Source organism: Parabacteroides sp. 52 (assembly GCF_010500925.1).
Lineage (GTDB): Bacteria > Bacteroidota > Bacteroidia > Bacteroidales > Tannerellaceae > QVMG01.
In genome coordinates this window covers 30,510-53,507 of the sequence record NZ_QVMG01000002.1, presented here as the reverse complement: position 1 = coordinate 53,507, position 22,998 = coordinate 30,510, and the positions used below count along the sequence as shown (strand labels likewise).

Annotated in this window: 20 protein-coding genes, 1 tRNA gene and 1 riboswitch; of the genes, 10 read left to right on the top strand and 11 right to left on the bottom strand. The window is 43.8% G+C overall.

The genetic code is table 11. From position 1 onward, the window contains the following. Positions 1-15: 15 nt before the first annotated feature. Together D0T51_RS02630 and D0T51_RS02625 are read right to left on the bottom strand one after the other, a co-directional pair. Positions 16-2,859, bottom strand: a complete 2,844-nt coding sequence (locus D0T51_RS02630) for a two-component regulator propeller domain-containing protein (protein ID WP_163724778.1) — start codon at positions 2,857-2,859, stop codon at positions 16-18. 469 nt (positions 2,860-3,328) lie between these two features. Further along, positions 3,329-3,402: transfer RNA gene (locus tag D0T51_RS02625), tRNA-Asp, on the bottom strand. 140 nt (positions 3,403-3,542) lie between these two features. On the opposite strand from D0T51_RS02625, the gene D0T51_RS02620 reads away from it, so the two are divergent. Continuing rightward, positions 3,543-4,853: a pyridoxal phosphate-dependent aminotransferase gene (locus tag D0T51_RS02620; protein WP_163724776.1), complete on the top strand. Its 1,311-nt coding sequence runs from the start codon at positions 3,543-3,545 to the stop codon at positions 4,851-4,853. Between the two features lie 56 nt (positions 4,854-4,909). Here D0T51_RS02620 and D0T51_RS02615 read toward each other — a convergent pair whose 3' ends face one another. Beyond that, positions 4,910-7,285 (bottom strand): hypothetical protein, encoded by a 2,376-nt coding sequence (locus tag D0T51_RS02615; protein WP_163724774.1) that lies wholly within the window; start codon positions 7,283-7,285, stop codon positions 4,910-4,912. 188 nt (positions 7,286-7,473) lie between these two features. On the opposite strand from D0T51_RS02615, the gene D0T51_RS02610 reads away from it, so the two are divergent. Further along, on the top strand, positions 7,474-8,070 hold the full coding sequence (locus tag D0T51_RS02610) for a YqgE/AlgH family protein (protein WP_163724772.1): 597 nt from the start codon (positions 7,474-7,476) through the stop codon (positions 8,068-8,070). 13 nt (positions 8,071-8,083) lie between these two features. Here D0T51_RS02610 and D0T51_RS02605 read toward each other — a convergent pair whose 3' ends face one another. The 6 genes from D0T51_RS02605 to D0T51_RS02580 form a co-directional block, all read right to left on the bottom strand. Next, positions 8,084-8,611, bottom strand: coding sequence for a GNAT family N-acetyltransferase (locus tag D0T51_RS02605; protein ID WP_163724770.1), 528 nt, complete (start codon positions 8,609-8,611; stop codon positions 8,084-8,086). A 3-nt stretch (positions 8,612-8,614) separates the two neighbouring features. Next, positions 8,615-9,787 carry a glycosyltransferase family 2 protein gene (locus D0T51_RS02600; RefSeq protein ID WP_163724768.1) on the bottom strand — a complete coding sequence of 391 codons (1,173 nt, stop codon included), beginning with the start codon at positions 9,785-9,787 and terminating at the stop codon, positions 8,615-8,617. A gap of 10 nt (positions 9,788-9,797) precedes the next feature. Continuing rightward, positions 9,798-10,421, bottom strand: coding sequence for a recombination mediator RecR (recR, locus tag D0T51_RS02595; RefSeq protein ID WP_163724767.1), 624 nt, complete (start codon positions 10,419-10,421; stop codon positions 9,798-9,800). Positions 10,422-10,979: 558 nt separating this feature from the next. Beyond that, positions 10,980-11,324 carry a hypothetical protein gene (locus tag D0T51_RS02590; protein ID WP_163724764.1) on the bottom strand — a complete coding sequence of 115 codons (345 nt, stop codon included), beginning with the start codon at positions 11,322-11,324 and terminating at the stop codon, positions 10,980-10,982. 55 nt (positions 11,325-11,379) lie between these two features. After that, the gene (locus D0T51_RS02585; RefSeq protein ID WP_163724762.1) at positions 11,380-11,889 is read right to left on the bottom strand and encodes a DUF4833 domain-containing protein; all 510 of its coding nucleotides are present in this window, start codon (positions 11,887-11,889) and stop codon (positions 11,380-11,382) included. A gap of 177 nt (positions 11,890-12,066) precedes the next feature. Next, the gene (locus tag D0T51_RS02580) at positions 12,067-12,582 is read right to left on the bottom strand and encodes a hypothetical protein (RefSeq protein ID WP_163724759.1); all 516 of its coding nucleotides are present in this window, start codon (positions 12,580-12,582) and stop codon (positions 12,067-12,069) included. A gap of 197 nt (positions 12,583-12,779) precedes the next feature. Between D0T51_RS02580 and D0T51_RS02575 the strand changes: the two genes are divergently transcribed. After that, positions 12,780-15,326, top strand: coding sequence for a glycoside hydrolase N-terminal domain-containing protein (locus D0T51_RS02575; RefSeq protein WP_163724757.1), 2,547 nt, complete (start codon positions 12,780-12,782; stop codon positions 15,324-15,326). A 114-nt stretch (positions 15,327-15,440) separates the two neighbouring features. On the opposite strand, the gene D0T51_RS02570 is transcribed toward D0T51_RS02575, so the two are convergent. Beyond that, a complete protein-coding gene (locus D0T51_RS02570) occupies positions 15,441-15,863 on the bottom strand; it encodes an HIT family protein (protein WP_239056646.1) in 423 nt (140 codons plus the stop codon). Positions 15,864-15,979: 116 nt separating this feature from the next. Beyond that, a riboswitch (TPP riboswitch) is annotated at positions 15,980-16,071 on the top strand. 92 nt (positions 16,072-16,163) lie between these two features. Between D0T51_RS02570 and thiS the strand changes: the two genes are divergently transcribed. Genes thiS through D0T51_RS02535 form a run of 7 tightly spaced genes read left to right on the top strand, consistent with a single transcriptional unit; the run spans position 16,164 to position 21,950 of the window. Then, on the top strand, positions 16,164-16,364 hold the full coding sequence (thiS, locus tag D0T51_RS02565; protein ID WP_163724750.1) for a sulfur carrier protein ThiS: 201 nt from the start codon (positions 16,164-16,166) through the stop codon (positions 16,362-16,364). A gap of 4 nt (positions 16,365-16,368) precedes the next feature. After that, positions 16,369-16,974, top strand: a complete 606-nt coding sequence (locus tag D0T51_RS02560; RefSeq protein WP_163724747.1) for a thiamine phosphate synthase — start codon at positions 16,369-16,371, stop codon at positions 16,972-16,974. Next, entirely contained in the window at positions 16,971-17,603 is a 633-nt protein-coding gene (locus D0T51_RS02555) for a thiamine phosphate synthase (protein ID WP_163724744.1), read from the top strand. The genes D0T51_RS02560 and D0T51_RS02555 overlap by 4 nt, the downstream gene beginning before the upstream one ends. Further along, positions 17,600-18,367 carry a thiazole synthase gene (locus tag D0T51_RS02550; protein WP_163724741.1) on the top strand — a complete coding sequence of 256 codons (768 nt, stop codon included), beginning with the start codon at positions 17,600-17,602 and terminating at the stop codon, positions 18,365-18,367. Before D0T51_RS02555 ends, D0T51_RS02550 begins: the two co-directional genes overlap by 4 nt. Before the next feature lie 14 nt (positions 18,368-18,381). Then, the gene (gene thiC / locus D0T51_RS02545; RefSeq protein WP_163724739.1) at positions 18,382-20,088 is read left to right on the top strand and encodes a phosphomethylpyrimidine synthase ThiC; all 1,707 of its coding nucleotides are present in this window, start codon (positions 18,382-18,384) and stop codon (positions 20,086-20,088) included. Positions 20,089-20,094: 6 nt separating this feature from the next. Further along, positions 20,095-21,231: a 2-iminoacetate synthase ThiH gene (thiH, locus tag D0T51_RS02540; protein WP_163724736.1), complete on the top strand. Its 1,137-nt coding sequence runs from the start codon at positions 20,095-20,097 to the stop codon at positions 21,229-21,231. After that, entirely contained in the window at positions 21,228-21,950 is a 723-nt protein-coding gene (locus tag D0T51_RS02535) for a HesA/MoeB/ThiF family protein (RefSeq protein ID WP_163724733.1), read from the top strand. Before thiH ends, D0T51_RS02535 begins: the two co-directional genes overlap by 4 nt. Positions 21,951-22,080: 130 nt before the next feature. On the opposite strand, the gene D0T51_RS02530 is transcribed toward D0T51_RS02535, so the two are convergent. Then, positions 22,081-22,965 (bottom strand): LytTR family DNA-binding domain-containing protein, encoded by an 885-nt coding sequence (locus D0T51_RS02530; protein WP_163724730.1) that lies wholly within the window; start codon positions 22,963-22,965, stop codon positions 22,081-22,083. Positions 22,966-22,998 lie beyond the last annotated feature (33 nt).

The window sequence follows — 22,998 nt, the reverse complement described above, 5'->3', positions numbered from 1 at the left end:
ACCACTGTGTGAATTTTAAATATCTCCAAACCCTGACTGTCCAGCTTCCAGTCCAATCATTCCAGGAATAACGGAACCATCCACTTGTCCACAAATACCTGGTATGAGTTTATGTTCCATTTCTTTGTATGGAACAACCATAATATCACAAGTTGATGTTCCGATTACACGGACAAATGTTTTGGGGCCGATTTCAGCACCGACTGCACCCATATGACAATCGAAAGCACCAACACCAACAGCTACTTCAGTAGTCAAACCTAATCTTTCTGCCCATTCAGGAGTAAGATTACCCACTTGGGTATCGCTTGTATATGTATCATCAAAGAGTCTTTCCCTGAAACCCTTTAAGAAAGGGCTTATAGCTGTAAGGAATTCTTCAGAGGGTAAGATAAAAAGAAAATAAAGCAGATATGCCCATGAGGTTCTCCAGGGAGGGGGAAGGATCTGCACCTTGATCGTTTTAATGTTATTTTCATTCCATACTCCATTCGTATTGGAAGCTTTCAGTTCGAAGATATAGTCACCTGCATCCAGATTATTATAATAAGCAAAACGACGATTGGCATCTGTATATTGCCAGTCAGTATTAAAGCCTTTTAAGCGATAAGCATATTTAATCTGTGAGGGGTTGGTATACCCCAATGCGGCGAATTCTATATCGAAATTGTTTTGTTTGTATGACAATCGTATTTTATCGGTGAAACCGGGGGCCATGAGAGATATATTCTCTTTAGACTTTACTTCCAACTGATCCCAAGATTGGTTATAAATCTTTATATCGGTAATTACGACAGGAGGAAAAGACACATCGTCCACCATACGATCAGGAAAGAAAGAATTATACCCATGATGTCCTCCGAAAAACATCTCGCCATTAATATCAGTAAAGGAGGAATTACGATTGAACTCATTGTCCTGTAATCCGTCGGATATAGTATACAACCGGTAAGTAGCATCCGCTATCGTATCAGGTATATGCAATCGTATAAGACCTACATTCGACCCCATCCAGAGATTACCTTTGGCATCCTGTTGTATACTGACGATAGCATCGCCAGGTAACGATAACTGATGATGAAGAGGACGGAAACAATCTTTCGCCGGATCATAGAGGCTCAATCCCCCACCCTCTGTTCCTGCCCATAGACGTTGTTTGCTGTCAATAAAAAGGGTGGAGACGTTTACATTGTTGATAGTCCCCTCCGTGGGGGTATACTTATGGAATGTCAAACCATCTTCCACCAATGGATCGCCGGATATACGGATAACTCCACCGTTGCTCGCACCAGCCCATATATTTCCTTCAGCGTCTTCAGTCATGGCAACTATCGATAAATAGGATAGTAAGGTAGAACCGACACGACAATGATCCAGGTTAATACCCTTATATGAAGGGGTTAACAGCATTATTCCATTACGAGTACCAAACCATGTATTTCCTTTTGAGTCTTCCAAGATAGAAAAAACACACTGATTCCGCATCCAGGAGACTGAATCGCGGTTGTAGTGTTTACCACGTTTTCCTCTGGGAGCTGTCTCGTCATATTCGACAATTCCCCAATCATATGTTCCGATCCATATTTTACCGGTAGTAGGAGATTGAACGATTGTATTTATCGTTGGAATGCGTCCTATAAATCCGAAGTCTTCTGAATCGGTATTATGGATATACCTACCTGTCAGACGGTTATAAATCAAAAACCCTTGGTTACCCAAACCAATCCATACCAAACCGTTTTTATCTACCAAAATGCTGCGTACAGAAGGGTTATGTATAAATTCATGGGAGAAATCATCCAGGCGATTCATGTCAAAATCGGGTTTATGTGTTCGCACCAGATTAACACCGCCCCCTAAAGTAGCGATCCACATCATCCCTCGATTATCTCGGAGAATAGACTGAACGACGTTATAAGAGATAGAGTTTATTGAATTATCAGGCACATAATTTTTGAAATTTCCGTTTGCCTCATCATATAAAATACTCAACCCTTTACGTGTACCGACCCAAATCATTCCCGTATTCAGATCTTCCGAGATATCATAGACATATTTATCAATCAGTCCATCAGTGTTTTGGGCTTCGTATTTATAAGAGGTGATTCTAAGGTCTTCCATATTATAAGGGTTCTCTATCCGGCGAAGCCCGTCATCCCATGTTCCTACCCAGATACGTCCCTGTTTGTCTTCATAGATTGTATAGGCTGAATTCTCTTTGCTTAGGGGTGGATAAGCATAGATCTGATCCTCCGATGGGTTATACCGGTATAAGCCATCGGACCATGTTCCAACCCAGATATTACCTTTCGAATCTTGTATCAGTGATTTAATAGAGGCCTCTACTAAACGATCCGGCAAGAAAGGAATGCAATTGTTCGATTCTGGGAAGTATTGAACAACTCCTCTTTCCGTTGCTATCAGTTTATAGCCTTCTTTAGTAAATAGTATTTTAACAATCAAACTCTCATTCAAAATCTCATGGGTAACCTTCTGTATCTCCCCGGTTCGTTTATTCAGTATATTCAGTCCGTTAGATGTACCAATCCACAAACATTTGTTACTGTCTTCGGCCATACAATAGATAACATTATTGTTCAGTAAATCCGGAGTATATAAATTCGATTTGAAGGTACGGATGGAATATCCGTCATACTGACTCAGACCACTACGGGTAGCAAACCAGATAAATCCGTCGCTATCCTGATAAATCTGATTAATCTCACTGGTTGGAAGTCCATCTTGGATAGAAATATGTTCAAACTCATAAAAAAGTGATTGTTTGGCTGACACATTAAAACATATCAGGCAAAGGATTGCCAAATATAAACCTATCTTCTTTTGTAATAGTTGTTGCACACACATATCAGCCTTTTCCCTTTACTGTAGATTTTAAGGTACGGCAAATATAAGTATTTATACCTGGTTTAGAAGCTCCTTCTTAAAATATTAGGGGCATTTTTATGAAAACTTATTCACAGCTCGGCTCGAATCTCTCTGACTTGGCTATTGGATACTTAACCTATGGTAATGTTTTCAGCTTGACCCATTACTTTCTTTTCACTTAGATAGACATCTATACGAAATGAATCCTGGGTGAACTTCTATAAATCAAAGAAGTCAAAAAGCCAGGAGGGAAGAAATAATCGGAGAATATCTTCGGAACTTATCATTACTTTTTTTAGGCAAAGATAATTCTACCAACCGGATTTTCAGCTTGACCCTTTTTAATGACTTTAGTGTGTCCTAAAGGGATATAAAAAAAGCCTGTAAAATGCTATTTTACAGGCTTTTGTCTTCATAATCGACTGATTGTCAATCTTTTAAGCGGTATGGACGGGACTCGAACCCGCGACCCCCTGCGTGACAGGCAGGTATTCTAACCAGCTGAACTACCACACCATTTTTGTTCTCGTATTGCTCTTCCGCTGAATTGCGATGCAAAGATAGGCGGTTTATTTGATTCTACAATAGTTTTGAGGAAAAATTTAGAGGAGATTGATTATTTTTTTACTTTTGTTCACGAATAAATAGACATAAAGATGAAGAATACACCTGTTAATCACCAGATAGTCAAAGAAGTTATAGATAAATATGGTCTTCCTGATTTTGGGAAGGCTACTATACGCGAAGTGGTTGCCATTTCTACGGAACTGGAGAAAGAAACAAATACAGAATTTATCCATATGGAAATGGGGGTGCCCGGTTTAAAGCCGGCACAAGTGGGGATAGATGCTGAAATAGAAGCTTTACATAACGGAGTGGCTTCTATCTATCCGAATATAAACGGGATTCCGGAGGTAAAACAAGAAGCGGCTCGCTTCATTAAAGCGTTTATCAATATAGATGTTTCACCGGAAGGTTGTGTGCCCGTAACCGGATCTATGCAGGGAACATACGCCTCTTTTCTGGTAAGTGGACAATGTACGCCAGGCAAAGACACCATTCTTTTTATTGATCCCGGATTTCCGGTGCAAAAACAACAGCTTGCTGTGATTGGAGGGAAGTATGAATCATTTGATGTATACGAATACCGGGGAGAAAAACTACAGGCAGAATTAGAGAAATTTCTTTCCAAAGGAAATATTGCCGCGATGATCTACTCCAACCCGAATAACCCGGCCTGGTTCTGTTTGACTGAACAAGAATTACAGATCATTGGAGAAATGGCCAATACATACGATGTGATTGTCATTGAAGACCTGGCTTACTTTGCAATGGACTTCCGCAAAGACCTGGCTACTCCTTTCAAAGCACCATTCCAGGCCAGTGTTGCTCGTTATACGGATAACTATATCTTGCAGATATCCGGCTCCAAAGCATTCAGCTATGCCGGACAACGCATTGGCGTAACAGTTATATCTGACAAATTATACCATCGCTCCTACCCTGGTCTCACAAAACGTTACGGAGGTGGCACTTTCGGAAGTGTTTACATCCACCGCGTCTTGTATGCCCTGTCTTCAGGCACCAGTCATTCTGCCCAACATGCATTAGCGGCGATGTTCAAGGCGGCTTCTGACGGCACATTCGACTTTATCTCTGAAGTAAAAGAATATGGACGCCGTGCCCAACGATTAAAGAAAATATTTACTGACTACGGCTTTACGATCGTATACGATCACGACCTGGACGAACCTATCGCTGACGGTTTCTATTTCACGATTGCCTATCCAGGCATGAGTGGAGGACAGTTAATGGAAGAACTTATCTATTATGGCATCAGCGCCATATCGCTAAGCACTACGGGCAGCAACCAACAAGGATTACGTGCCTGTACCTCTTTTATTAAAGAACATCAATATGATTTATTGGAAGAACGCTTACGTATATTCCGGCAGAATAATTCCTGATTTTTTACCCTTCCTGAGGCTGTCGGATATGACTCGGCAGCCCCAGGAAGATTTATTTATTTCCCCACTTTCAACTTTTCGACCCGTCTTATCAATTCACCTTCGGTAGTTATTCCTTCTATCACGACCGAATAAGTAGTCTGATAAGCATCTGAAGTATAAAATGTGACCGTAGCCTCTCCCTCTTCTTTGGCAATGAGATCCGGCTTCCAGTACACCGTATTTCTGTAATCCTGTTCGGGACGGCGGCGCTGGGAATCTGTTTCGTATTGAGGAGAATAGAATTCGACAGGAGTCTGTGCGCCCAATGGGGATATTATTGCTACATTAAACTGTTCCGATTCAACCCCTTTATAACGAGTGATGATATTGGTGACACCATAAGGATATTTACTCCCGAAGATAGTAGCTGGAATAAACTCGATCTGCTCTATCATATCGGCTGTAATCGACTCCAAAGGTAAATCGTCAACCTCCATGCCATCCAACATAAAAACCCTATCATTAGACTCATCTAAATTGAGGGAGCCAGTACCGGAATTCCCTCTTTTCCCTGGCATATAGTCCAATATCAATTTTAAATTAGGTTGATGAAAACGTTCAATCTCTTCCCGGTCAATAATACTGGTAGCCGAATTTGTATAATGGGATAAAACCTTCTCTTTCTTAACAAAGACCCTTGCAGTCACCTCTGCTAATTCAATTATTCTCACCCCCTGTGAATCATATCGGTATCGGATTTCCTCCGGAATATCATTTGTTGCATCTCCTCCTTGCGACAGTGATCTTTCCGGCAAAGGTTTTACCTCAGGAAAAGTATCTTTATCCACTTTTATCCGCAGGCGGTCTCCTCCCCGCTTGGAATAAGCCTGAAGAAAGAAAGTCAGGCTGTCGGCATATTCATAGCCCGTATAATTGAACATACCCTGGTCATCCACATCCAACAAAGCATACAATGTATCTTTAGGAGAGATAAAAGAAACCTGGCAACCCTTTAATCCCTTCGAAGAAGTCAAACCAGTCACCTTGCCACTGACAGAAGGCGTGCGTTCGGGTTGGATCTGCGGAAAGCTAATATTTCCTTTCAGAACCTCCGGTATATCATAACGACGCCACCCCTGTGTCATTAAGAGATGATCCAATGCTTCGTCCGTATTTACAGAAGGATTATCGAAGTAATACGCCGGATTTTCTATATACCCTTTCAATTCCGAAGTAAGCAACAGACTCGATTGAATGCTGACGGAGTTGTCAACCTTTAGCCCGGCATCGTCGGTTACCGCTACTGAGAAATGTCCCTTCAGGGGATTGCCTTCTTTGTCCTTGAAAGAAAAAGAGGCAGTTACCTTCTCCCGAGGCATATAGTTCTCTTTTCCCGGGAGGAAAGAGACCTGCGGCTTTCCTTCTTTTTTGCGACAGAAGACCAACCTTTCGCTCAACACATTGCCTTCGCCATTAACTAAAAGCAGATGCAGGATCCCTTCGGTTAAAGGCTCTTTGGCAAATAGTTTATAAGGGGTGGAGGATGTCCACTCTTCCACATGAAGAGGTTTCCCGCCTCCATGTATGACAAGATATAAAGGAGACGCCTTCCATTCAGAAGCATACATTACCCTAACGGCCAACTTATTGTCGTTTCTCCAGTAAGTGACAAGGGTAGCGAGGTCTGTTCGGGCCTGCGGTAGTTTCGCCTGTTGCCACACGTCCAAGGCATTCCGGCAATTCAGCGTATAACTTTTTCCCTTTTCCGGGATAAAAGAAAAAGACCCCATGCCAAGGTGAGAAGAACGGATATCTTTCTTGCATACAACCCCTTCCTCATCCGTCAGTTCGGCATAAAGAATATCCTGCCCTCTCCCATCTTCGCCAACCGCCTTAAAAGCAACACGACAAAGCGTTCCTTCAAGCAGGTATCCCCCTTCCGGAAAGACAGATACTTTATAATCAATCAGCTGTTCTTCCTCTTTCTCCTGCTTTGCAGTAGATCCTATATATATTATTTTTTTGAAGAAACAGGCCTCTTCTTTATTGGTCATGGCTTTGGTGTAGGCACACAGGGTATAGTCTCCTGTTGACAGACCGAGAGGAATTTCCAAATAACCATAGTGAAGACTCTTCTGCGGCATAATTTTCACCCGTGTGATAAGACTGTCTGGACTATGCAACTCTACATACACATAACGACTTGGCGGGATAAGGCTCAAATCCTGGGCATCCGTCAGATAGGCCTTAAACCAGATCTTTTCACCGGGCAAATAGGACGAATGATCCGTATGCAGGTGAATCTTTTCCTGAGGAAAAGCTGAAAGTTGCGTATAAAGATGTTGAGAAGCCGCAGCCGGAGAAAAACGTTGCCCCTGTCCAAAGACCGATAAAGGTAAAAACAACAGAAACAAAAATAAAAAAGAAGAAGTTGTTTTTTTGATCCTCATAAAAGTATTTTTATTGTATTTGTTTTTTCTTTGAACAGTAAATATAACATATTTCTAAAAAAACAATGCCTTCTATTTTGTTTTTTCTCGCCTGCCTGTCATTAACATTTTTTTAAAGCACATTATTGTGTTGCTTTGTATAAATTGTTATATATTGTCATTGTTTTATAATTCCAAAAATCAGTAAAATGTCTACTTATAAAAACATTTTTCGAGTAACCCACAACAATCTATATCCAGCTCCGGGCAATATACTGATCTCCGAGCCAGCTCTTCAGAATTTATACTTCCAGCGTTCTGTTGTTTTGCTTGTGGAGCATAATGCAAAAGGTTCTATGGGATTTGTTCTAAACAAAAAAACTGATTTATATGTAAACACCTTCTTTTCCGACTTAGAATATACCGCCCCCATACCGATCTACCTGGGAGGCCCGGTCAGTGCCAATCGTCTCTTTTTCATCCATTCATTAGGCGATATAATCATACCGGATGCCGTTAAAATCAATGAACAGTTATATTTCGACGGCGATTTTAATGCATTGAAGAAATATATTTCAAAGGGACAATCGATAGAAGGGAAAGTCAAATTCTTTTTGGGTTATTCCGGTTGGACAGCCGGACAATTAAGTAGGGAAATCGACAGCAACTCCTGGGTAGTGAGTCAGCCGAACAATGCAAGTGTTATCCCGGCAGAAGGTGATTCTTACTGGAAAGATTCTCTGCAACGTCTCGGACAAGATTACAAAACATGGATTAATTACCCCAAAGATCCGAATCTGAATTAAGATACATCCATCGTCATTGCTTGTGCAGCAATTGCATGACGCATACATTCTGATATCCTTCTTCTGCCGTAATCCAATCTTTCAATGTGCCGGACAGTTGAAATCCACACCGCTGAAAAAGAGTCTTACTGGGAATATTCTTCTCAGGGATATAGGCATACAACTGATGCATCTTCAAGAAAGAAAATGCATATTCGATCAAAAGCATAAGTGCCTCTGTCGCCCAGCCCTTGCCCTGAGACTGCACATCTAACAAAATACCCGTGCCCGCCCGCCGATGGTGGGGGTCAAAATCATACAAATCAATTAGTCCTATGGCTTTTTCCGTACGTCTCTCAACGATAACCAATCGCAACTGCTTTAAATCATATATATCCCTATGAGATTCAAGGATATACTCTTTCAGAGAATAACGAGAATAAGGAGTCAGTGAACCACCTACATGCCATAAGGCAGAGTCATTTTCCCATGCATAAAGCAGATCCAGATCCGTCGGTTCTAGTGCCCGTAAATAAATATGTTCGTTCTTCAGATATTCCATGTCTTACTTTCCCGGCGATACCAATTGATTACTCTCCACGGTATAAATATGAAAAGAGGCTTTTTTATTTACCATCTTATCCATAAACAGAAGCATTTGTTCATAGCGGGCATCCGGATAGCAAAAGACATAGTCCGTAAACCCTTTCATCTGATTACGCCTGCAAATAGCATCCATCACCCGCTCCGTATCCAAATCCCAAAGGTTCACAAACTCCAATTCCGGCATTCGCCCGACACATATTTTTTTTATCTTTTCAAAATGTTCTTCCCGGCAGAGAACCAGTAAACGGGAATGTTTCGTTTTTTTCTTTTTTGATTTAGACGTACCAAACAATGCCGCCATCAAGGTTTTCAGTGCAATAGCCAAGCGCACAAGCCCCCCCATAAGCCAGCCTGAGCGGGCATAATATTTTTTATAAAAGATAAGCATAGCACCATAAAAAGCTTTGAAATACTTCATATCGCCATGTTTTGTCGATTCTCCTTTATAATGCAATATACGTTCAGGCAAATAATAATTTTTATACCCTCCCAATTTAATCCGATAGGACAAATCAATATCTTCCCCATACATAAAGAAGGATTCATCCAACAGCCCTACTTTATCCAAGGCCTCCCGCCGGATAAACATAAAAGCACCGGACAGGACATCTATCTTATGCTGCTTCTCTTTATCCAGGTAAAGCAAACTATAACGAGCCAAAAAAGGAGAATAAGGAAAAAAGGACGAGAGACCGAACAATTTACAAAAAGAGACCCAGGGCGTTGGAAAAGAGCGTTTGCTCTCCGGCAAGAAAACACCATGCCCATCCATCATCTTCACCCCTATGCTTCCGGCGTCAGGATGTTCATCCATAAAAAAACAAAGAGACCGTAAACTGTCCTCACCAATAACCGTATCCGGATTCAATAATAGGACATACTGTCCCTTACATTGTTGCAACGCCTGGTTATTGGCAATAGCGAATCCCGGATTATGCAAATTCTCGATAAAATGCACCTCTTCGAACTTCGGCTTCAGATAATCCATCGAACCATCGGTTGAATGGTTATCCACCACAAATATTTCGGCATCAATTCCTATTGTTGCCGCCCGAACAGAAGAAAGACATTGTTCCAGAAAATATTTAACATTGTAATTTACAATGACAATAGAAAGTTTTACATCCTCCATAAGTTATTCTTCACATTTTTAATGAATCAGAGAACCGGGTCCGGTTGATTATCGAACGCCCTAAAGTCACTTCATCGGCATATTCAATCTCATCCCCGATAGAGACACCGCGGGCAATCACACTCACCTGCATGTCATATTTCGCCAATCTTCGGTAAATAAAAAAATTGGTTGTATCTCCATCCATCGTTGTACTCAAGGCAAGCAATACTTCTTTTACCTCGCCACGTTCCACACGCTCTATCAGGCTGTCAATGGTCAAATCACCAGGCCCTATGCCTTCTATAGGAGAAATGCGTCCGCCCAATACATGATAAACACCGTTAAACTGTCCCGTATTTTCAATAGCCATTACCTCCTTGATACTCTCCACGACACAGACCAGGGAATGATCGCGATGCGGGCTGGCACAGATCGTGCACACATCCTGGTCACAGATATTATGACAGACCTTGCAATATTTCACCTCCCGCCGAAGCTTTAATAAAGCCGACGAAAAGGTTTCCGTATAACTTGCATCCCGGCGAAGCATATAAAGAGCCAACCGAAGAGCCGTCTTGCGCCCGATACCCGGCAAAGAGGCTAACTCATTGACCGCATTTTCCAATAAAACAGAAGGGTATTTTTGATTCATAAACACTTTTTTCCCAAGTGTGCAAATATAGTGAAAGGTGAGCGTAATCCGAAAAGAAAATTCATTTTCATGAAGGAGACCGACAAGCTTTTTGGTATGAGAAAGTAAGGTTTTTAGACAGTTTGACGTCCGGCGGCTTGCTGTAGTGCAGGGTTTCACGAATGTTCGTGCGGGTGTGAACGCTTGAAAGTCCGACAGGACTTTCTGCGGGCATACACCCCGCATTACAGCAAACCGCTTGTGCCTGTTGCACAACTCGCCTACAAATATAATAAACAATTCACTGGCTTTCCCCCTATTGAGTTTCAAAAAAATGACGCCCATACACCCCAACAAGAGAAAAAAACAGCCTCATCTATCAGGGGATAATTCTGTTGCCGATGGGCATCGGCAATATTGCTGAACATGTTCGTCAATATTGCTGAACAGCTTCGTCTATATTGCCGATGCCCATCGGCAATAGAATTATCCTGGAAACGATTACGATGATATAGCTTTGTGGAAAGAAGTAAATGACCAAGCCACCAGCCATTCGACACTGGGGGAACAGATGAAATATCAATCAGCCTTTTTTGATACCAACATCAGGATCAGACCTGTCACTTTCAAGAGGATAGCAGTATAAAAAAGGAGATTCCGCAAGAAGGGCACAGGGAAAAGGGTCTTGAATAGGATGGAGATAAAAATCAGAATGACTCCCGCCAGGATCAGCCCCAACCATAAACTCAGCTTACATCCTTTGGTACGGAAAGTATGGAATAGAAAGACAGCTTTCAATAGAATTGCTGCTACGAACAGGGAAATAAAAAGCCAACCGGGACACTCCAACCAGCGGACAAGAAATGCAATAAATAACAGAAATAATCCGCTATAAAGGAAAACCCGGTTATTTATTTTTTTCATTACTCTGTAGGTTTAGAGGGGTGTTTATTGACTGAACGGATTGTTTATGCAAAAACTATTGCTTTACACGTTCCGAAACGGGTTGTTGCGTTTGAAGCGATGTGCCGTAAAGTTCTACATACTCAACGCTTAAGGAATTACTTTCTTTGGATTTTACATAAAGAGAATGGAGGATGGCTGGTTGACCGTTGATGGGTATTAGACAAACATATTTCTGATTTATTTTTTGGATCGTCATGCTTCTGTCGGGATAGGCACTCAAGGTGATTTCACAATGCTCTTCGCCTTGCTTCAACAACTTATAACCATAAGCGAGCTTTTTCTGTATCATACTCAAGGCTTTCTTTTCACCCGGTTTCTCTTCCCGGTTGACCCAATATATATATAATGGATTTTTACTTTCCAAACGTCCCTCAACAATATTGACATCATAACAAACCAAATTCTTGTTTTTGCTACGTTCAATATGAAAAAGCCTTTCTGCCGTCGGATAGGTATTTTCCTGTGCGTACAGGAAAGAGAAAGACAGGCAAAAGAAAAACAGAAAGAAGCATTTCTTATTCATTTTTTTCACTTTTCCCTTCTCCTACAAAAAGTTGATATTTCGATGCCTAAAACTTTATTTTCCATGACAAACTCTTTGTTAGATGATTCGATTTGACTCTATAAAACACAAAGATAGTATTTCCATTCAGAATAGAACCTATCTCCTTTCAGCCTTTTGAATCCATATCATAAGCGATCAGGGGAAGATCTCACGTTTCTCTCCCAATTGGCTTCGCAGATCATCCTGATAACTCTCCATAAATTTGCCGATATCGAAAAAGGGGTAAGACAATACTTTTAAGTAGGGGTTTTTTATACGTATATATTCTGTGGCGGTAAAAAGGGTTCCTCCCTCTTCTGTTTCTTTAAAGGTTGCCGTCCAATAACCGGTAAACAGGTTTCCTTCCATACTCAAAGAATAGAATGTGTAAGGGATCTTCTCTTTCGTACGGAAAAGCATCACATTTCCGCGCAGAGCCACTTCTTCCCATACCTCAAAATCGCCCTTCCTTTCCAGTATACGCACCTCCTGTACATCCGAGCGATAGGCATATTCTTCATTATTTGTGACCAATTTATACACCTTTTCCGGGCAGGACGAAAAGCGGGACTGACGCGTAACCACCCTTTCACGCGGAAGCAATAAACCGATCAGACCGATGCACAAAACAAGGGAGAAGAGTCCAAAAAACAGATACAACAATAAACTCATAGATGTAAAGAGTATTTCATTCTTGAAAGCACATGCAATGTGAACGGAAATAAGGGCATTTAATTGTTGCTCTGCCCTGATTTATTTCACTTAGGAGCTTCGGGATAAGTTATAAAAAAGCCCGTATGTATATACGGTATGGAATAATTCCTATATCTTTACTCCACTTTATCATATCTATTATATCTATTTACCTTATGAAATTTCAACTATTCCTCTTTCTTCATTTATTTTTACTCCTAAGTTGTCAACCCCGTGAGAAGAAAAAAGAACTGACATTGTGGTATAACCAACCGGCAGCGAACTGGGACGAGGCATTGCCCATCGGCAACGGACATGCCGGAGCGATGGTCTTTGGCGGAGCGGAGAAAGAACAACTCTCCCTGAATGAAAACACCTTGTATAGCGGAGAACCCGCAGATGTCTTCAAAGAGGTGAAAGTGACTCCGGAGACTTTTGAACGGGTAGTAGATCTGTTAAAGAAGAAAGAGTATGTGGCAGCCAATGAGATTGTATGCAAGAACTGGTTGGGACGGTTGCATCAGTACTACCAGCCTTTGGGTGATCTCTTTATTACGAATAATAAAGAAGGAGAAATCACAGCCTATAAGAGAGACCTCAACCTCTCTCAGGCGATTGCCAATACCGAGTTTACCCAAAACGGCATAAAATACAAAAGAGAGGTATTTGCCTCTAATCCGGACAATGTCATTGTCATGCGCATCACAAGCGATCGGGCAGACGGAATAGATATCTCCCTTCAGTTCACCTCGCCCCATCCGACTGCCAGACAGGAGGTACAGGATAATCTGTTGGTATTGCAAGGACAAGCTCCCGGTTATGTCGAACGAAGAACATTTGAGCAAATAGAAGCCTGGGGAGACCAATACAAACATCCCGAATTATACGACAAAGAGGGAAACCGCAAATTTGACAAACGGGTATTATACGGTGAAGAGATAGAGAATAAAGGTATGTTGTTCGAAGCACAACTGAAACCGGTATTTCCGGGAAAAGGGGAATATGAAACGACCGAATCCGGATTGCGCATTTACAACACCCAGGAGGTATACCTCGTTATGGCATTGGCTACCAGTTTCAACGGATACGACAAAAGCCCGAGCCGGGAAGGTATCGACCCTGCAGTCAAAGCGACCGAAATACTTTCAAAGGCAGAGACACGTAGCTACCCGAAGTTAAAAGAACGACATACAAAGGATTACAAAGAATTATTCGACCGGGTATCACTGACACTGCCTTCCGAGGAGGAACAATTAAAGAAACCAACCGATGAACGCATTACCCAGTTTGCCCAGCAAGCCGATCCGGATCTGGCCGCCTTATTGTATCAGTTCGGACGTTACCTGATGATAAGCGGTTCGCGTCCGGGAGGACAACCTTTAAACCTGCAAGGCTTATGGAACAAAGATGTAACTCCGCCCTGGAACAGCGGGTATACAATGAACATCAACACCGAGATGAATTATTGGATGGCAGAGCCAACGCAATTGGCGGAGTGTCATGAACCGTTGTTCCATTTAATCAAAGAACTCTCGGTCACCGGAGCGGAGACCGCCCGCACCATGTATAATCGCAGGGGGTGGGTCGGCCATCACAACACATCTATCTGGCGCGAGTCACTGCCGAACGACAATGTGCCTACGGCTTCTTTTTGGCCTATGGTGCAAGGTTGGCTAAGCAGTCATCTTTGGGAGCATTACCTCTATACGGGCGACAAAGAGTTTTTACAAAAGGAGGCCTATCCGATACTGAAAGGAGCGGCTGCATTTTATGCAGACTGGCTGATCGATGACGGAGAAGGACACCTGGTCACCCCGGCAGGTATCTCTCCGGAGAATACATTCCTGACAGAGAAAGGCGAACGGGCAGCCCTGAGTATGGGCCCCACCATGGATATGGCCATTATCAAAGAAACATTTTCACGCACCATCCAGGCCTCGGTTATACTCGACAGAGACAAAGATCTCCGGGAGGAGTTGGAAGAGAAACTCAGCCTTCTTCTACCCTATCGTATTGGCAAACGGGGACAATTGCAGGAATGGATGTACGACTTCGAAGAGAGCGACCCACGCCACCGCCACCTCTCTCACCTCTATGGCTTTCATCCGGGTGATCAGATCACGGCGGACAAAACACCGGAGTTGTTTAAAGCCGTTGAAAAGACATTGAACCTACGCGGCGACGAAGCTTCGGGATGGTCTATGGGTTGGAAGATCAACTTCTGGGCGCGCATGCAGGATGGAAACCGTGCGTATAAGATAATAACCAACCTATTCAACCCCGTTGGCTTTGGGGAACAGAAACGACGGGGAGGAGGTCTATACCGGAATATGTTTGATGCGCATCCTCCTTTTCAGATTGACGGCAATTTCGGTTTTACCGCCGGTGTCACAGAAATGCTGATGCAAAGTCATGCCGGTTTTATTCAATTGCTCCCGGCCCTCCCGGATGTATGGGCAACAGGAGAGATTACCGGTTTAAAGGCGCGGGGGAATTTTGAGATCCATATGCGTTGGCAGCATAATCAATTAGAGGAAGCCACACTGCGTTCATTAGCAGGAGAGAAATGCATCGTGCGTACACAGCTCCCGGTGATTGTAAAGAAAAAGGGCCAGATCATTGCCCGTTCTTCTCCTGTGGAATCCATGGACAAGACATTCCATGAAGTAAACTTCAACACGGAAAAAGGAAGTACGTATTTGATTTCGAACGAAGAGAAATAAAAAAACGTCGGGAAAGATATTTTCTTTAGAGATAAAAAAGAAAGACAATCAAACGGCAAGAGGCTGTCTCCTACATCGATTGCGAGACAGCCTCTTGTTTTTTTGACTATTCTATTAAAGCGACAATTTATTTTTCAGAGCATCTACCATTGTTTGATATTCCTCTTCCGCGAGGTATACTTTCTGAGGGTTCATCACAAAGACACCTCCGTAATCGGGACCATCAACGTATTTAGGCACCAGGTGCATATGCAGATGCGGGAATTTATCGGAATAAGCACCATAGTTTATTTTAACCGGGTTAAATACTTCATTCATGGCTCTCGCCACCTTGTTCACATCTTCCATATAATCTAAAAGAGCTTTGCCTTGCAAGGCATATAATTCAACAGCATGCTCTTTATAAGCAACAATGCATCGCCCTCTATAGGTTTGTTCTTTAAAGAGATAAACCGTTGAGTTTTCCAGTTTACACACTTTTATCATCAACTCTTTTTGCGCCTGATTGTCATTACAATATAAACAGTTGTCATTCATGGTATTCTTGTTTTTTAGTGTTTTAAAGGAAACAAATGTAAGAATAAACAGAATGATTGCCATAAAATTCCCGGGTATACTTACCTCTTTTAAGTAAAAACAATTACCTTTGGCCCTGTACTATCAAGGGGTGCTCGTTATGGGCTGAGATTAAACCCTTATACCTGATGCGGATAATGCCGCCGTAGGAATGATGCAGATGATTCTCTCCTTTCAGAAGGATATCTCTTGATAGGTATATACTCTATATCTATATGAACCCAATAAAGAGATATTCAATCGTATTCAAACATACATATTATGATCGTAAAGCTGAATGACAAAGCATACGAGGTGGAAGAGAACACTTCGTTGGCTGCATTTATCGAAAATCTAGGGTTGAAACCGCAAGGCATGGCTATAGCCATAGATCACAAAGTGGTTCCCCGAAGTAAATGGGCGGAAACAATCTTATCCGACTCTCTTGAGTTAATGCTTATTCACGCCGTTTCGGGAGGATGAAAGGATGGAATTGATTGTCATCACCCAAGAAGAACGGATGGAAAAAGAAGCGGAAACGATCAACTGCCTTTTCCAGGAGGGATTGCCTTGTCTACACCTGCGTAAGCCACAGGCCACTGAACAGAGTATAAAAGAATTACTTATTCAGATTGACCCGGCTTATTATCACCGGATTGTATTGCATGACCATTTTCCATTAACCGCATTATTTCCTTTGAAAGGGGTGCACCTCAACAGACGGAATGCATACCCACCGCCCAACCCGGTTTCTTCCTTAAGCCGTTCCTGTCACAATCTGGAGGAGTTGTCATGTATAGACCGCTTCCATTATGTCTTCCTCAGCCCTCTTTTTGACAGTATCTCTAAAGCGGGCTACAAGAAAACATTCACCGACAGACAGTTGATCGAAGCCAGAACGGAGGGATGGATAAACCGCCAAGTGATAGCCTTGGGAGGAATTACTCCGGACAACATCCCTCAGGTAAGGGAATATGGTTTTGGCGGCGTTGCCGTCTTGGGAGCATTATGGGGGAATTACAACAAAGACAAAGACTTAAAATCCTTATTGGAAAGAATGAAAACAATAGTAAACAAGTGCAAAGAAAAATGAACGGACTACTCTTTATCAGTCACCAGACAGAAAAGCAGAGCTATCTGGAATCCATTGAAACAGCATTAAAAGGAGGATGTAAAGAAATCCAGTTACGCATGAAAGATGCAACTGCAGAAGAAGTCGAAGCTACCGGCAAGGATGCTTTGAAATTATGCCAGTCGGCTGGTGCCAAGTTATATATTGACGATCATGTAGAGGTATGTAAAATACTCAAAGCCGACGGTGTGCATCTGGGGAAACAGGATATGCCTGTCGATAAGGCGCGTGTCCTATTGGGAGAAGGATATATCATCGGAGGAACAGCCAATACATGGGAGGATATCCAACGGCTGGTTATCATGAAAGCGGATTATATCGGACTAGGGCCCTTTCGTTTTACGACGACTAAGAAGCACCTCAGTCCTATCTTGGGGCTGGAGGGATATCGTCGGATCGTTGCCTCCTGCCGCCAACACGCCATTCACCTTCCCTTGTTTGCCATTGGAGGGATCAGGGCCGAAGATATCCCCGCGCTCCTTCAAACAGGCATATCGGGTATTGCCCTCTCCTCCTCCATCCTGACAGCCGCAGACCCTGTAGAAGAAACAAAAAAAATCATACATATAATAAATACGTATCGCTCATGAAAAAGTTACAAATAGCCGGAAAAGAATTTGACTCCCGGCTCTTCCTGGGAACAGGAAAATTCAGTTCGAACCAAAGTATGCGTGATGCCATCACAGCCTCACAAACACAAATGGTGACAGTCGCCATGAAACGTCTGGATATGGAGAACAAAGAAGATGATATGCTGGTACATATTCAAAAACCAGGTATCCAGCTCCTGCCGAATACCTCGGGCGTACGCAATGCCAAAGAGGCAGTCTTCGCGGCTCAACTGGCACGGGAAGCATTCGAAACCAACTGGCTCAAACTGGAGATACATCCCGATCCCCGTTACCTGTTGCCCGATCCTGTAGAAACATTGAAAGCAACCGAAGAACTGGCTGCACTCGGATTCGTTGTTTTACCTTATATACAGGCGGATCCTGTATTGTGCAAGCGGCTGGAAGAGGCAGGTGCCGCCACGGTTATGCCTTTAGGAGCTCCCATCGGAACAAACAAAGGATTACGTACGCGCGACTTTCTGGAGATAATCATTGAACAAAGCAATATACCGGTGGTCGTAGATGCCGGCATCGGGGCTCCATCCCATGCAGCAGCAGCCATGGAGTTGGGGGCAGATGCCGTATTGGTCAATACGGCCATAGCCATCGCAGGAGATCCTTTGGCCATGGCAGAAGCCTTCCGCCTGGCGGTAGAGAGTGGGCGAATGGCTTTCGAAGCCCAACTGGCCGGAGAATCCCATACGGCAGAAGCCAGCAGCCCATTAACATCATTCTTACGCTAAACACAATCAATACAATGAAAAAAGAATTTACAATCAGTTATCCCTCTTCACACAAAATATATGTAAAAGGGAAATTATACGATATAAAAGTGGGCATGCGTTCCATCGCATTAGTGGATACCATACAGATCAACAACGGGGAAAAGAAGGTGGAAAAGAACAATCCGGTTCTTGTATACGACACCAGCGGTCCTTATTCCGATACCGAAAAAACGGTGGACATACACAAAGGGCTGGAACGCATCCGCGAAGAATGGGTTGAAAAACGACAAGACACGGAGGTATTACCGGCTTTCAGTTCGGAGTATTGCAACCAACGCATGAACGATAAGAGTCTGGATGCCATCCGTTTTCCGGTAATAAACCTACCCAGAAAAGCAAAGTCGGGAAAAGCCATCTCCCAAATGTATTATGCCCAGCAAGGCATCATTACCCCGGAAATGGAATATGTCTCTATCCGCGAAAACCAACAGAACGAAGAACTGGGTATCGAGACCTATATCACTCCGGAGTTTGTTCGCAGCGAAGTAGCCGCCGGCAGGGCAGTTATTCCGGCAAATATCAATCATCCGGAGGCCGAGCCAATGATTATCGGCACCAACTTCCTGGTAAAGATCAATACCAACATCGGAAATTCGGCACTCTCCTCCGGCATCGATGAAGAAGTGGAGAAAGCCATATGGAGTTGCAAATGGGGAGGCGACACCCTGATGGATCTTTCTACCGGGGATCATATCCACGAAACACGCGAATGGATCATCCGCAACACCCCGGTACCCGTTGGCACGGTTCCTTTGTATCAGACCCTGGAAAAGGTCAATGGAAAGATTGCCGACCTAACATGGGAAGTATACCGCGACACCCTGATCGAACAATGCGAACAGGGAGTTGATTATTTCACCATTCATGCCGGCTTATTGCAGGCACATCTGCCATTGGTAAAAGATCGCATCACAGGCATTGTCTCCCGCGGAGGCTCCATCATTGCCAATTGGATGAGCCTGCATCAGAAAGAAAACCTTTTTTATACCCATTTCGAAGATATCTGTCTCTTATTGAAACAATATGACGTAGCCGTTTCTCTCGGTGACGGACTCCGTCCCGGCTCCATTGCCGATGCCAACGACGCGGCGCAATTTGCCGAACTATCGGTATTGGGCGAATTGACAAAGATTGCATGGAAACATCATGTACAGGTACTTATCGAAGGTCCAGGGCATGTGCCGATGCATAAGATACGGGCGAATATGACGGAACAAGTCAATCATTGCCACGGGGCACCCTTTTATACACTGGGGCCGTTGACCACCGATATCGCCCCCGGATACGATCACATCACCTCCGCCATCGGAGCGGCTCAAATAGCCCGGTACGGTACGGCGATGATCTGTTACGTGACCCCCAAGGAGCACCTGGCTCTGCCCGACAAAGAGGATGTGCGCGTAGGCGTTGTGTCTTATAAAATTGCGGCTCACGCAGCCGACCTGGCCAAAGAACATCCGGGTGCTCACGTACGGGATAATGCCTTGAGCAAGGCGCGTTATGACTTCCGATGGAAAGATCAGTTTAACCTTTCCCTGGATCCGGAAAGGGCCTTGGAGTATTATAAAACAGGGAAGCTGGATGAGGAAAGTGGGCATTGCACCATGTGTGGCCCGCATTTCTGCGCCATGAAACTCACCAAAGAAATGCACGCATGCAATAATCTCAATCGCGAATAAAAGAAAATGAAATACATTGAAGAGATAAACAACTACAACTGGCAGGATATACACTCCCGTATTTATGCCAAAAAAGCCCGGGATGTAGAACAGGCATTAGACAAAGAGAAATTGGGCATTGACGATTTCATGGCACTTATCTCACCGGCTGCCATCCAGTACCTGGAACCCATGGCGGTACGCAGTCGCAAATATACCCAACAGCGGTTCGGTAAAACGATCCAGTTATATATCCCGTTATACCTGACAAACTCCTGCATGAACCATTGTGTGTATTGTGGGTTCAACCATGCCAATGACATCCGGCGTATCATTCTGACCGACGAACAAATCCTGCGGGAGGTGGAGGCTATTAAAAAGATCGGCGACTTCCAACATATCCTGTTGGTTACCGGTGAGAACCCTCGGGATGCCGGTGTCGATTATATTCAAAATGCCATACGCCTGGTCAAGCCTTACTTCTCCTCTATATCCATCGAAGTTCAACCTCTGAAAGAAGAGGAGTACAAACAGTTGGAACAGGAAGGTCTGCATGCCGTTTATTGTTACCAGGAAACCTACCACAAAGAGCGTTACAAGACGTATCACCCCAAAGGAATGAAATCAAAATTCGACTGGCGATTGGATAGTTTCGACCGCATGGGACGTGCCGGTATACATAAAATGGGCTTAGGGGTATTGATTGGGCTGGAAGACTGGCGTACCGACAGTACCCTGATGGCCTTGCATCTGCGTTACCTGCAAAAACACTATTGGCAAACCAAATATTCCATCTCTTTCCCACGTATGCGTCCGCACGAGGGGAATAGCTTTCAACCGAATGTCGTCATGTCAGACAAAGAGTTGGCACAGATCCTGTTTGCTTACCGCCTCTTTGACCACGATATAGAAATCGCCCTCTCTACCCGCGAGGACCAGGTCTTCCGGGATCATATGACCACCCTGGGCGTCACCTCCCTCAGTGCCGGATCCAAAACGGATCCCGGAGGGTATGCGGTATACCAGAAAGAGTTGGAACAGTTCACCATCAACGACGATCGTTCGCCGGCAGAAGTCTTAAAAGCAGTAAAAGAACAAGGCTATGAAGTAATCTGGAAAGACTGGGACTTCTTTAACACCTCTAACTCCTCTGAGACAACATGAACCGATACAATAGAAATATACTGATAGAAGGCCTGGGTAAAGAAGGTCAGGAGAAGCTCGGCCAATCCAGCGTCTTAGTGATCGGCGCCGGTGGACTGGGCTCTCCCGTGCTTCTTTATCTGGCGGCTGCAGGCGTAGGATGTCTGGGCATTGTAGACTACGACCGGGTGGACGTATCCAACCTGCAACGCCAGATACTGCATTATACAAACGATGTAGGCCAGGAGAAAGTCCGTTCGGCCAGGGAAAAACTGACAGCCCTGAACCCGGAGATAAGGCTTCATACGTATCCCGAAAAATTCAGCCAGGAGAATGCAGCAGCTCTGGTACGTTCTTATGACTTTGTGATAGACTGTTGCGACAATTACACAACCAAATTCCTGATCAATGATATTTGTGTGCAGGAGCAAAAACCCTATTCCCACGGTGCCGTATTGGCGATGTATGGGGAAGTGATGACCGTGATTCCCGGAAGTGCCTGTTACCGCTGTGTCTTCCCCTCCCCACCCGAAGAAGGTACGGCAGCCGTCTCTTCCGATGTGGGTATTCTGGGAGCGGTCGCAGGTATTATCGGAAGTATACAGGCAACCGAAGCCATCAAATACCTGACGGGGTTGGGGGAACTCCTGCTCAACCGCATCTTCATTGTGGATGCCCGGTCGATGCAGATTTCTTCTTTGCAGGTGGAGAAAAATGCCTGTTGTTATTGTCAGACTTAAACAGATAAGAAGGCAAAAAAGGCTGACAAATAAAATTGCTGACAATTGTCGGCAATTGTGCTGACATATATCGGCAATTGTGCTGACGTATATCGGCAATTGTGCCGACAATTGTCAGCAATTTTATGTATCAGCGTATCTGATTCATTTTTTCCCGGATAAGCGTCGTATATGTACGGGAAACGGGCACTTCTTCTTTGAGACAGGACAAACTCAACTGAAAGCCCTGGGAATTACCTTCTACATTTATTACCTGCCGGATATTTACCATAAACGCCCGGTGGCAACGGACAATATAGGGAAAAGCTTCCAGTGCTTTTTCCATCTGCCCGATCGTTGCCCGCAGTTGTTTCTGTTTACATACATCTCCCTGTCGGTAATTTATCTTTACATAATTCCCGGACACTTCCAGGTAAAGAATATCTTCGGGATAAAGTTCCACACAGTCTTTGGTATTGCCGGATAAAAGGAGGGGATCGGTTTCTTTCGGATGCATCATCTCCGTATGGTTCAACCGCTGCATCAATCCTTTATTCATTGCCTGCGCCTCCTTCAGGTGTTGTTTCAAAACGGCATTTTGAATGATGAACATACTGACAACAGACGGAATGAGCCCAACCAATACCGTGATAAACAAATAACTCAAGCCGACAGACAAGAAGGTATGCGGCGCACGGTTTGTCAGACTCCAATCCCAAACAAAGTTCCCCAAACCGATAATGAACAATAGAATCAGATTGTTTATCAGGCTCTTTCCTATAGTCCAATGAGAGGGGGCATAAAAAGTGGGGAAGAAACGAGGGAAAACCAATCCGACCATAGAGGTAGCCAGGGCTGTCACCAAGGCGAAACCACCTATGGCCAACCATTTGAAACCAGCCTTCAGATTCGCCAAACCAAACGGTTGAAAAATAGCCAACAGAAAAAAAACAAGCAGAGATGCCACGCATACAACCATCCAGGGTTTTCTATTTACCGGCGCGGGCTGTTGCAGGAAAGAGATCATTTTACTCATGTAGTTATTGAAAATAAACACAAAGATATATTA